10 protein-coding genes and 1 pseudogene are annotated in these 11352 nt (G+C 74.3%); 10 read left to right on the top strand and 1 reads right to left on the bottom strand.

Annotated elements, in window-relative coordinates; genetic code table 11:
- From EAO70_RS15990 to EAO70_RS15970, 5 genes and pseudogenes are all read left to right on the top strand, one after another.
- Positions 1-700: type II secretion system F family protein (locus EAO70_RS15990; protein ID WP_148003702.1), on the top strand; the 700-nt coding region annotated here is incomplete at its 5' end.
- Positions 697-1360, top strand: a pseudogene (locus EAO70_RS15985) (type II secretion system F family protein). The gene EAO70_RS15990 and the pseudogene EAO70_RS15985, both read left to right, overlap by 4 nt.
- Positions 1361-1476: 116 nt before the next feature.
- Positions 1477-1707 carry a DUF4244 domain-containing protein gene (locus tag EAO70_RS15980; protein ID WP_410091281.1) on the top strand — a complete coding sequence of 77 codons (231 nt, stop codon included), beginning with the start codon at positions 1477-1479 and terminating at the stop codon, positions 1705-1707.
- Positions 1694-2095: a TadE family type IV pilus minor pilin gene (locus EAO70_RS15975; RefSeq protein WP_148003647.1), complete on the top strand. Its 402-nt coding sequence runs from the start codon at positions 1694-1696 to the stop codon at positions 2093-2095. The genes EAO70_RS15980 and EAO70_RS15975 overlap by 14 nt, the downstream gene beginning before the upstream one ends.
- A 122-nt stretch (positions 2096-2217) precedes the next feature.
- Positions 2218-2562 carry an Rv3654c family TadE-like protein gene (locus tag EAO70_RS15970; protein ID WP_148003646.1) on the top strand — a complete coding sequence of 115 codons (345 nt, stop codon included), beginning with the start codon at positions 2218-2220 and terminating at the stop codon, positions 2560-2562.
- On the opposite strand, the gene EAO70_RS15965 is transcribed toward EAO70_RS15970, so the two are convergent.
- Complete coding sequence (locus EAO70_RS15965; protein ID WP_148003645.1) at positions 2501-4981, bottom strand: DEAD/DEAH box helicase; 2481 nt, start codon at positions 4979-4981, stop codon at positions 2501-2503. The genes EAO70_RS15970 and EAO70_RS15965 overlap by 62 nt on opposite strands.
- An 82-nt stretch (positions 4982-5063) precedes the next feature.
- Between EAO70_RS15965 and EAO70_RS15960 the strand changes: the two genes are divergently transcribed.
- From EAO70_RS15960 to EAO70_RS15940, 5 genes are all read left to right on the top strand, one after another.
- On the top strand, positions 5064-5417 hold the full coding sequence (locus EAO70_RS15960; RefSeq protein ID WP_015034520.1) for an STAS domain-containing protein: 354 nt from the start codon (positions 5064-5066) through the stop codon (positions 5415-5417).
- Positions 5418-5432: 15 nt separating this feature from the next.
- The gene (locus tag EAO70_RS15955) at positions 5433-5891 is read left to right on the top strand and encodes an ATP-binding protein (protein ID WP_148003644.1); all 459 of its coding nucleotides are present in this window, start codon (positions 5433-5435) and stop codon (positions 5889-5891) included.
- Between the two features lie 190 nt (positions 5892-6081).
- Positions 6082-8391, top strand: coding sequence for a sodium-translocating pyrophosphatase (locus EAO70_RS15950; protein WP_148003643.1), 2310 nt, complete (start codon positions 6082-6084; stop codon positions 8389-8391).
- Between the two features lie 200 nt (positions 8392-8591).
- A complete protein-coding gene (locus EAO70_RS15945) occupies positions 8592-9290 on the top strand; it encodes a small secreted protein (RefSeq protein WP_148003642.1) in 699 nt (232 codons plus the stop codon).
- A 277-nt stretch (positions 9291-9567) separates the two neighbouring features.
- Positions 9568-11145 carry a methyltransferase gene (locus EAO70_RS15940; RefSeq protein ID WP_148003641.1) on the top strand — a complete coding sequence of 526 codons (1578 nt, stop codon included), beginning with the start codon at positions 9568-9570 and terminating at the stop codon, positions 11143-11145.
- Positions 11146-11352: the final 207 nt, after the last annotated feature.

Here is an 11352-nt window from a genome sequence, read left to right as displayed (position 1 = left end):
CGGGTGGGCGGCCCTCCGGGGGCGTCACGCCTGGCTGTGTCTGCCGGCGGCGGGAGTCGTCGCGGTGTTCGGTGAGTCGCCGCTTCCGCTGGTGGCGGGGGCGGTCGCGGTGCCGCTCGTCGCGCGGCGGCTGCGGGAGGCCGGACGGCGGCGGGAGCGCGAGGCGCGGGGTGAGCGCGTGGTGGCCCTGTGCGGGGCCGTCGTGGGGGAGCTGAGAGCAGGTTGGCAGCCGGGGCAGGCGCTGTCCTTCGCGGCCCGGGAGACGGGCGCCCTCGGTGCGGAGGAGGCGGCGGTGCTCGCGGCGGCCCGGTTCGGCGGGGACGTGCCGGCGGCCCTGCGGAGGGCGGCCGCCCAGGACGGCGCCGACGGGCTCGCGGGGATGGCGGCCTGCTGGCAGGTGGCCGTGGACGGCGGCGCGGGCCTGGCCGCCGGGCTCGACCGGCTCGAAGCGGCGCTGCGGGAGCACCGCGAGCAGCGCGAGCGGTTGCGCGCCGAACTGGCCGGGGCCTGGGCGACGGTGGTCGTCCTCGCGGTGCTGCCGCTGGCGGGTGTCGCCCTGGGCGCCGCTCTCGGCGCGGACCCGCTGCGGGTGCTGCTGCACACACCCGCCGGTCTGGGCTGCCTCGTCGTGGGCGGGGCACTGGAGGCGGCCGGACTGTGGTGGGCCGCGCGGATCGTGCGCGGAGGGGAGCGGGCATGAGTGGGGCCGTGCGGATGGCGGCGCTGGCGGTGGCCGCGCTCCTTGCCTGCGAGCTGGGGGTACGGGAGCTGGTGGCCCGACGCCGGGCACGCGGGGTGCGGCGGCGCTGGAGAGGCCTGCTGCCCGCCTCCGGCCCGCCGCGGCGGAAGGCCCGTGCGGGGCCTCCGCGGTGGGCGGGGCACTGGCTGGCGCCCCTCGGGGCGGCGGGGCTCGGCTGGGTGCTGTTCGGGGCGCTGGGCGCGCTGGTGGCCGCCGGGGTGGTGGCCGTGGCGATGCGGCGGCGCACCGCCGGCCGGTCCGCGGCGCCGGTGGACACCGACGACGATGCGGCCCGCCATCTGCCCTTGGCCGCAGATCTGTTGGCGGCCTGCCCCGGCCGAGGTGTGGCGGAGGTTCGGCGCGCTACCGGGCGCCGTGGGCCTCGCGCGGTGCCTGGAGCGGGCGGGTTCCTCGGGCGCGCCCGCGGCGGAGGCGGTCGCCCGGCACGCGGCCGCGCTGCGCTCGGCCCGGGCCCGGACGGCGGCCACCCGGGCCCGCCGGGCGCAGGTGCTGATCAGCGGACCCGTCGGTCTCTGCTTCCTGCCGGCCTTCCTGGCGGTGGGAGTGGCCCCGGTGGTGATCGGCCTGGCGGCGGGGCTCCTGGACGGAGGGGGCGGCTGAGCCGGACGCACGGTGAACGGCGCGATCGAAGCGAACGAAGCGAACGAGAACCACGAGAACCACGAGAACCACGAGAACCACGAGAACCACGAGCACGACGAGTTGAGGAGGTCGGCATGGGAGTGAGTGCGGCGATGGGGCGTCAGGCGCGGATGCGGGCGCGGGCGCGGGCGCGGGCGCGGCGGGACGCGGCGCGCCGGGACGCGGGGATGACCACGTCCGAGTACGCGGTGGGGACGATCGCGGCGGCCGGGTTCGCCGCGGTCCTGTACAAGATCGTGACCAGCGGGACGGTCTCGGGGGCGCTGGAGTCGATGATCGGCAAGGCTCTCGATGCGCCGTTCTGACCGGGGGTTCGTGACCGTGGAGGCGGCGCTGGTGCTGCCCGTCCTCGCCCTCTTCACGGTCACCCTGCTCTGGGGGCTCGCGGCCGCCGCCGCGCAGATCCGCTGTGTGGACGCGGCGCGGGCAGGAGCGCGGGTCGCGGCCCGCGCCGAGCCCCCGGCCGCGGCCGAGTCGGCCGCGCGGACCGCCGCGCCCGAGGGCGCGCGGGTCGCGGTGACGCGGTCGGGGGACCTGTGGCGGGTCACGGTGGAGGCCTCGGCGCCGGGCCCCGGGGGCATGGGAGTGACCCTCCGGGCGGAGGCGGCGGCGCTCGCGGAGGACACCACGATCGGCGCCCCGGCGCCACCCGTCCCGGCACCACCCGCCCCGGCGGACGGCGACGCGCCATGACCTCCGATGACCGCGCCCGGGGCCCGGCGTGGGGCGGGGGACGACGGCTGCGTGGCCGGGCATGGGCCTGGGGACGGTTCCTGGGCCGTGCTTCGGGCCGGACGCGGGCGGGGGAGCGGGGTATGGCGACCGTGTGGGTGGCCTTCGCGGCCTGTGCGCTCTGTGTGGTGTTCGGGGCGGTGCTCGCGCTCGGGCAGGCGGTGGCGGCCCGGCACCGGGCCGGCGGGGCGGCCGACCTGGCGGCGCTCGCCGCCGCCGACCGGGCGCTGTGGGGCGAGGCGGAGGCCTGTGCCGCGGCCTCGCGGGTGGCCGCGGCGCAGGGTGCCGAGCTGGTGGGCTGCGCCGTGCGGGGCGACCTCGCGGAGGTGGCCGCCCGGGTCGTGCGCGGCCCCTACCGACCGGAGGTCAGGTCCCGGGCGGGGCCGTCTCCGGCGCCGGCTCCGGGGCCTCGCGGAGGATCTCCGTGAGCAGGCGGACCGCGCCGCGTTTGTGGAGGGGGTCGTTGCCGTTGCCGCACTTCGGGGACTGGATGCAGGACGGGCAGCCCGCCTCGCACTCGCAGGAGGCGATGGCTTCGCGGGTGGCGGTCAGCCAGGCCCGGGCCGTGTGGAAGGCCCGCTCGGCGAAGCCCGCGCCGCCCGGGTGGCCGTCGTACACGAAGACGGTGGGCAGCAGGGTGTCGGGATGCAGCGGTACGGAGACCCCGCCGATGTCCCAGCGGTCGCAGGTGGCGAAGAGCGGCAGCATGCCGATGGAGGCGTGTTCGGCGGCGTGCAGGGCGCCGCCGAGGATCTCGGGGGTGATCCGGGCGGCGTCGAGCTGGTCCTCCGTGACCGTCCACCACACGGCCCGGGTGCGCAGGGTGCGGGGCGGCAGGTCGAGTTTGGTCTCGCCGAGCACCTCGCCCGTGATCAGACGGCGGCGCAGGAAGGAGACGACCTGGTTGGTGACCTCGACGGAGCCGTAGCAGAGGCGGCCGGCCCCCCAGGGGATCTCGGTCTCGGTGTCCAGGACGGCGATGGAGGTGGTGTCGCGGGCGGTGGTGGAGTACGGCGGGACGGCCTCCTCCACGAGTGCCACGGAGTCCTTGAGGTCCAGCTCCCGCACCAGGTAGGTGCGGCCCTGGTGGAGGTGGACGGCGCCCTCGTGGACGGCCGCGTGGGAGGCGGCCTCGTCGACGGTGCCGAGCAGTCGGCCGGTGCCCGCCTCGACGATCCGCACGGGGCTGCCGCCACCGCCCCGGATGTCGGCGAGGTCGGCGGCCCGCTCGCGGCGGGTCCAGTACCAGCCGGTGGAGCGGCGGCGGAGCAGTCCGGCGCCCTCCAGCTGGGGCAGCAGGTCGGGCACGGCCGGGCCGAAGAGGGCCAGGTCGGACTCGGTCAGCGGCAGCTCCGACGCGGCGGCGCAGAGGTGGGGGGCGAGGACGTACGGGTTGTCGGGGTCCAGGACGGTCGACTCGACCGGCTGGTCGAAGATCGCCTCGGGGTGGTGCACCAGGTACGTGTCGAGCGGGTCGTCGCGGGCGATCATGACCGCCAGGGCGCCCCCGCCCGAGCGGCCGGCGCGGCCCGCCTGCTGCCACAGCGAGGCCCGGGTGCCCGGGTAGCCGGCGATCAGGACCGCGTCGAGGCCGGAGACGTCCACGCCCAGCTCCAGGGCGGTCGTGGCGGCCAGGCCGAGGAGTTCGCCGGAGTGCAGGGCGTGCTCCAGGGCCCGGCGCTCCTCGGGGAGGTAGCCGCCGCGGTAGGCGGCGACCCGGCGGGCGAGGGAGCGGTCGGTCTCGGCGAGCCGCTCCTGGGCGATCACCGAGATCAGCTCGGCGCCGCGCCGGGAGCGTACGAACGCGACCGAGCGGACGCCCTGGCGGGTCAGGTCGGTCAGGAGGTCCGCGGTCTCCGCGGTGGCGGTGCGGCGCACCGGCGCGCCGCGCTCGCCGTGCAGCTCGGTCAGCGGCGGCTCCCACAGGGCGAAGACCAGTTCGCCGCGTGGGGAGGCGTCGTCGGACACCTCGGTGACCGGCAGGCCGGTGAGGCGGCCGGCGGCGACGGCGGGGTCGGCGGAGGTCGCCGAGGCGAGGAGGAAGACCGGCTCGGAGCCGTACCGGGCGCAGATCCGGCGCAGACGTCGCAGCACCTGGGCGACGTGGGAGCCGAAGACGCCCCGGTAGGTGTGGCACTCGTCGATCACGACGTAGCGCAGGGCGCGCAGGAAGGAGGCCCACCTGGGGTGGGAGGGGAGTATGCCCCGGTGCAGCATGTCGGGGTTGGTCAGCACGTGGTTCGCGTACTGGCGGACCCACTCGCGTTCCTCGACGGGGGTGTCGCCGTCGTAGACGGCGGGGCGGATCCGGTTGCCGAGCGGTGCGGCCAGTTCGCGCACGGCGCGCCGCTGGTCGGCGGCGAGGGCCTTGGTGGGCGAGAGGTACAGCGCGGTGGCCCCGCGGCCGTTCGGTGCCTCCGAGCCGTCCAGGAGGGTGCTCAGGACCGGGGCGAGGTAGGCGAGCGACTTGCCCGAGGCGGTGCCGGTGGCGATGACGACGTTCTCGCCGTCCAGGGCGTGCTCGGCGGCCTCCGCCTGGTGCGCCCACGGATGGTCGATTCCGGCCGACTCGATCGCCGCGATCACTTCCGGACGGATGCGGTGCGGCCAGACTGCATGGCGACCCTCCCGGGCGGGCATGTGCTCCGTATGAGTGATGCGCGCGGCCCGGCTCTCGCCCGAGGAGAGCCGGTCGAGGACCATGCCGGGGGAGGGGCGGCTGCCCGTCTCCCCGGCCGGTCGGCGGGGGCGCTGATTGGTTGCCATCGGCACCGAGTGTGTCACTGCCATGACGGACAATGCCTCTAAGGCGTCGTGCATGGCTGCTGGTAAGTGATCGAATGCCATCGCGGCTGGCGATCAGTTCCCTGACTCCGCCCGGGAGACCCAGTGGAGAACGATCGTTCGATAGCAAGGTGCTGGAGGATCCGTGGACCTGTCCCTGTCGACTCGCAATGTGTCCGGCGCTGGTGGCGACCGTACGGTCGTCGAGGTCGGTGGCGAGATTGATGTGTATACCGCGCCCAAGCTGCGCGAGCAGTTGGTCGAGTTGGTGAACGACGGCAGCTACCACCTGGTCGTCGACATGGAGGGCGTGGACTTCCTCGACTCCACCGGCCTCGGCGTGCTCGTCGGCGGCCTGAAGCGCGTGCGTGCCCACGAGGGCTCGCTGCGTCTGGTGTGCAACCAGGAGCGCATTCTGAAGATTTTCCGGATCACGGGTCTCACCAAGGTGTTCCCGATCCACACCTCGGTCGACGAGGCCGTCAACGCCGTCGACTGAGCCCAGGGGGTTCGTATGGCCACCGTTGAACTCCGCTTCAGCGCTCAGCCCGAGCACGTCCGCACGGCCCGCCTGGTGGCGGCCGCGGTCGCGCGCCGGGCCGGGGTGGACGAGGCGGTCCTCGACGAGGTGCGGCTCGCCGTCGGCGAGGCGTGCTCGCGCGCCGTCGGGCTGCACCGCAGCAACGACGTGTCGACGCCCATCAGGGTCGTGCTGACCGAGGAGGAGAAGACGTTCTCCATCGAGGTCGGCGACGAGGTCCCGGGCGCGGGGGTCGCGGCGGCCGATGCCGTCGGCGTCCCCGGCGCGCGGGCCGCGGCCCCCGCCGAGGAGTTCGACGACGCCGACGGTGAGGACGAGATGGGGCTCGCGGTGATCCGCGGGCTCGTCGACGATGTCGAGGTGAGCGCCGGCGAGGACGGCGGCACCATCCGGATGAGCTGGCCGGTGAACGCGGCGGATCTGTTGTCCTGATCCGCCCGCACTGCGACTCGTGCGCAATGAGAAGAGGCCCTGCCCCGCAGGGCCTCTTCTCATTGCGCCGAGCCCGGCCCGGGGCACCGCCGCGCGCCGGGGTGGATTCCGGGGGTTCGGTTGGTGCATCCGCGCGGGGGTGCTCCGGCATCCCCGTACGTACTGGTTTGTCTCCCTATGATCCCTCCCCATGGATCCCACTTCTCTCGCCGCTGCGGTGCTCACGAGCGGGAACCGGACGATCGTGTACGTCGTCGGCGCCGTCGCCCTCGCCGCGCTGGTCGTCGCGCGGCTCCTCGCCCGCCAGGTGCTCCGGGCCGGTGAGGGCACCGAGCGGATGAGGGAGATCGCCGCCGCCGTGCAGGAGGGGGCCAACGCCTACCTGGCACGCCAGCTGCGGACCCTCGCCGTCTTCGCGGTCGCCGTGTTCCTCCTGCTGATGCTGCTGCCCGCCGACACCTGGTCGCAGCGCGCCGGACGCTCCCTGTTCTTCCTGGTCGGGGCGTTGTTCTCGGCGGTCACCGGGTACATCGGCATGCGGCTCGCCGTACGGGCCAACGTGCGGGTCGCGGCGGCCGCCCGGGAGGCCACGCCGGTCGAGGGCGAACCCGGCGGGAGCCTCACGGAGGTGGCCCACCGGGCCACCCGGATCGCCTTCCGCACCGGCGGGGTCGTCGGCATGTGCACGGTCGGTCTCGGACTGCTCGGGGTGGCCTGCGTCGTGCTCGTCTACGCCGCCGACGCGCCCAAGGTCCTGGAGGGATTCGGCCTCGGCGCCGCGCTCATCGCCATGTTCATGCGCGTGGGCGGCGGCATCTTCACCAAGGCCGCCGACGTCGGCGCCGACCTGGTCGGCAAGGTGGAGCAGGGCATCCCGGAGGACGACCCGCGCAACGCGGCCACCATCGCCGACAACGTGGGCGACAACGTCGGCGACTGCGCGGGCATGGCGGCCGACCTCTTCGAGTCGTACGCCGTCACCCTCGTCGCCGCCCTCATCCTGGGCAAGGCGGCCTTCGGCGACCACGGCCTGGCGTTTCCGCTGATCGTGCCCGCGATCGGCGTGATCACCGCGGTGATCGGCATCTTCGCCGTCTCCCCGCGGCGCGCCGACCGGAGCGGGATGAGCGCGATCAACCGCGGGTTCCTCGTCTCCGCCGTGATCTCGCTCGCCGGAGTCGCCGTCGCCGCGTTCACGTACCTGCCCTCCTCCTACGCCGAGCTCCAGGGCGTCACCGAGCCGGGCATCCGCGAGCACGCCGGAGATCCGCGGGTCCTCGCCCTGGTCGCCGTCGCCCTCGGCATCGTCCTCGCCGCGCTCATCCAGCAACTCACCGGCTACTTCACGGAGACGAGCCGCCGACCCGTCAGGGACATCGGAAGGTCCTCGCTCACCGGCCCCGCGACCGTCGTCCTCGCGGGCGTCGCCCTCGGCATGGAGTCCGCCGTCTACACGGCGCTCCTGATCGGCCTGACCGTCTACGGGGCGTTCCTGCTCGGCGGCACCTCGATCATGCTCGCGCTGTTCGCCGTCGCCCTCGCCGGGACGGGGCTGCTCACCACCGTCGGCGTGATCGTCGCGATGGACACCTTCGGGCCGGTCGCCGACAACGCGCAGGGCATCGCGGAGATGTCCGGGGACGTGCGGGGCGCGGGGGCGCGGGTCCTCACCGACCTGGACGCCGTCGGCAACACGACGAAGGCCATCACCAAGGGGATCGCCATCGCCACCGCCGTCCTCGCGGCCGCGGCGCTGTTCGGGTCGTACCGGGACGCGATCGCCACCTCGGTCGCCGAGGTCGGCGCGCGGGCGGACGGGCTGACCCTCTCGATGGACATCTCCCAGCCCAACAACCTGTTCGGCCTGATCCTCGGCTCGGCGGTCGTGTTCCTCTTCTCGGGGCTCGCGATCAACGCCGTCTCGCGGTCGGCGGGATCGGTGGTCCACGAGGTGCGGCGGCAGTTCCGCGAGCACCCCGGGATCATGGACTTCACCGAGAAGCCCGAGTACGGGCGGGTCGTCGACATTTGCACCAAGGACGCGCTGCGCGAACTCGCCACGCCCGGGCTGCTCGCGGTGATGGCACCGATCGCGGTCGGCTTCTCGCTGGGCGTCGGACCGCTCGGCGCGTACCTCGCCGGAGCGATCGGTACGGGCGCCCTGATGGCCGTCTTCCTCGCCAACTCCGGTGGCGCCTGGGACAACGCGAAGAAGCTGGTCGAGGACGGCAACCACGGCGGCAAGGGCAGTGAGGCGCACGAGGCCACGGTCATCGGGGACACGGTCGGCGACCCGTTCAAGGACACGGCGGGACCGGCGATCAACCCGCTCCTGAAGGTGATGAACCTGGTCGCGCTGCTCATCGCGCCCGCGGTCGTGCAGTTCGGATACGGGGACGACGCCGGCGCCGGGCTCCGCGCGGCGGTCGCGGTGCTCGCCCTGCTGGTCGTCGTGGTCGCCGTACGGATGTCCAAGAGGCGCTCGGTGACGGTGTCCTGACGCGGTGTCCGGATCGGCGGCCGTGCGGCCCGTCCGTACGTGGTGTCCGTCTCATTCCCGGGCGTGTCCGGGATGCGTGAGACGTCTCTCCCTTGGGTCAAAAGACTGCAATACGGGACGAATCCGTCGCACGAAAGGTGGAAGTAGCCCGTTCGGCGTGTATGTTCCGGGGCCGAGAGCCTTGGAAGGGAACCGATCCGGTGAACAAGAAGCTTGCGGCCGCACTGTCCGGCGGTGCGGTACTCGTGCTCGCGCTGTCCGGTTGCAGCGACGACGAGGGCAACAAGGTGGACGACTGGGCGAAGACGTTCTGCGATCAGGCCAAGCCCCAGATCCAGAAGCGGGCCGACGCCCACCAGATCATCATTTCGACGGCCGCGGACAGCAAGCCCGCCGAGATCCAGGCCGCGGACTCGAAGGCGTTCCAGGACATCGCCAACGCCGACCGGGCGCTGGCGAAGGCCGTCGAGAGCGCCGGCGCCCCGCCCGTCGAGAACGGCGAGAAGGTCCAGCAGGACGCGATCAAGGAGCTGAACGCGACCGCGGTGGCCTACGAGGGCCTGAAGAAGCAGGTCGACGCGCTGGACCCGACGAACCAGCAGAAGTTCGCGGACGGCCTCCAGGGTGTCGCCGACGGTCTGACCAAGATCGAGAAGATGGACCAGAACGCGCTGTCGAAGCTGGAGGAGGGCGAGCTGGGCCAGGCGATGGCCAAGCAGCCCGGCTGCCAGAAGCCCACGGCCTCGACCCCGCCGAACGGCGGCGGCTCGGCCTCCCCGAACCCGGGCCCCACCAGCTCGGGTTCCTCAGACAAGGGCTCGGAATCCACCGAGCCCAAGGAGAAGGCCACGACGAAGGCGGCCGGCAAGACGACCGCGCGGGCCAAGACCGAGGAGTAGCGGGGCCGTCGAGGGCTCCCGTACGCCCCGTCAGCTCCGTCAGCTCCGGCAGCTCCGGCAGGCTTGAGCGACCCGATCGACCCGATCGACCCGATCGACCCGAGCGACCCGAGCGACCCGAGCGACCCGATCGACCCGAGCGGGCCTGAGCGTCCCGACCGACCCGACCCGACCCGACCGGGCCTGACCGACCCGACCGGCCCGCGTGACCCGACCGACCCGGTGGCAGCGGCGATCCGCCGTACGCCGCCGGGTCGGCGGCCGTCACAATGGAGCGGTGAGTACGACCAGCCTGCCTCCCCGCCTCCCGGTGCCCGCGCACGCCGTCCGTCTGCGCGAGACGCTGCTCGCCGCCGACTTCACCGCCGACGGTCTCCTCGACCTCCTCGGCGCCCCGGCCTACGCCGCGCTCGCGCGCAGCGAGACCGTGCCCGCGCTGCGCGCCACCCGCGGCGACTCCGCGCTGGAGACCCTCGTCCGGCTCTTCCTGCTCCAGCGGTCCGTCGGGCACGAGCGGGCCGCCGCCGCGCTCCCGCTCGACGAGGCCCTCGCCGACGGCTGGGTGGTCCGCGAGGACGACACGGTCTCCGCCACGGTCGACATCCGGCCCTACGGCGGCCCGGACGGCGAGGACTGGTTCATCGTCTCCGACCTCGGCTGCGCCGTCGGCGGCGCGGGCGGCAGCGGCAAGGACGGCCGCCAGGCCGAGGAGGCCGTCGTCCTCGGCGTCGGCGGCGCCTCCACCACGCTCGCCGGCATCACGGTCCGCACGCCCGTCGCCTCCGCGCTCGACCTCGGCACCGGCTCCGGCATCCAGGCGCTGCACGCCGCGCAGCACACCACCCTGGTGACCGCCACCGACCTCAACCCGCGCGCCCTGGACTTCACCCGGCTGACCCTCGCGCTCTCCGGGGCCCGGGAGGCCGAGCTGCTGACCGGCTCGCTCTTCGAGCCGGTCGACGGGGACACGTACGACCTCATCGTCTCCAACCCGCCGTTCGTGATCTCCCCGGGCGCCCGGCTCACCTACCGGGACGGCGGGATGGGCGGCGACGACCTGTGCCGCACGCTCGTGCAGCAGTCGGGCGAGCGGCTGAACGACGGCGGGTACGCCCAGTTCCTCGCCAACTGGCAGCACGTCGACGGCGAGGAGTGGCAGGACCGGCTGCGCTCCTGGGTGCCCGCGGGCTGCGACGCCTGGATCGTGCAGCGCGAGGTCCAGGACGTCACCCAGTACGCCGAGCTGTGGCTGCGGGACAGCGGCGACCACCGCGGGGACCCGGACGCGTACGGCGAGGCGTACGGGCGCTGGCTCGACGAGTTCGAGGCCCGCGGGACGCGCGCGGTGGGCTTCGGCTGGATCACGATCCGGCGGAACCCGGCCGTGGCGTCCGGCGCCGTCGAGCCGTCGATCGTCGTCGAGGAGTGGCCGCACCCGGTCGAGCAGCCCCTCGGCCCCACCGTCCGCGCCCACTTCGAGCGCCAGGACTACCTCCGTACCCACGACGACGCCTCCCTGCTCGCCGACCGGTTCACGCTCGCGCCCGAGGTCGTGCAGGAGCAGGTCGGTCTGCCCGGAGCCGAGGATCCGGAGCACGTCGTGCTCCGGCAGAACCGGGGCATGCGGCGCGCCACCCGGGTCGACCACGTCGGCGCCGGGTTCGCCGGGGTCTGCGACGGAACCCTCAGCGCGGGCCGCATCCTGGACGCGATCGGTCAGCTGATGGGCGAGGACCCGGTGATACTGCGGGACCGCACGCCGCAGGCGATCCGGCTGCTCGTGGAGGAGGGCTTCCTGCTGCCCGTCGGGGACCAGGACGGCGCTCCGGCCCCGGAGGGGGAGGACGGGGCGTGATGCGCGGCCGGTCCGCCTGAGGCCTCGCCTGAGCCACGAGAACCACGTTCCACTTCCCCGCCGCCGCGCGGCTCGTCGCCGGCGGCGGGGCGATCTCCCGCCGGGCCCCGTTTCACCGGGCGATCCCGTCCACGTCCGCCGGGACCCCGCTGGTCGGGCCGCGTCCCCGGGTGTTCCTCCTCGTCCGCCCCGGCCGCGCGCCGGAGG

Source organism: Streptomyces sp. adm13(2018) (assembly GCF_008042145.1).
Taxonomy (GTDB): domain Bacteria; phylum Actinomycetota; class Actinomycetes; order Streptomycetales; family Streptomycetaceae; genus Streptomyces.
Note: the sequence above shows the minus strand (reverse complement) of the source record. Positions and strands in the feature narration are given on the sequence as shown.

Bases quoted from the DNA above. Each gene is read 5' to 3' on its own strand.
- EAO70_RS15980 (WP_410091281.1), top strand. From the start codon at position 1,477: ATGGGAGTGAGTGCGGCGATGGGGCGTCAGGCGCGGATGCGGGCGCGG.
- EAO70_RS15975 (WP_148003647.1), top strand. From the start codon at position 1,694: ATGCGCCGTTCTGACCGGGGGTTCGTGACCGTGGAGGCGGCGCTGGTG.
- EAO70_RS15970 (WP_148003646.1), top strand. From the start codon at position 2,218: ATGGCGACCGTGTGGGTGGCCTTCGCGGCCTGTGCGCTCTGTGTGGTG.
- EAO70_RS15965 (WP_148003645.1), bottom strand. From the start codon at position 4,981: ATGGCATTCGATCACTTACCAGCAGCCATGCACGACGCCTTAGAGGCA.
- EAO70_RS15955 (WP_148003644.1), top strand. From the start codon at position 5,433: ATGGCCACCGTTGAACTCCGCTTCAGCGCTCAGCCCGAGCACGTCCGC.
- EAO70_RS15950 (WP_148003643.1), top strand. From the start codon at position 6,082: ATGGATCCCACTTCTCTCGCCGCTGCGGTGCTCACGAGCGGGAACCGG.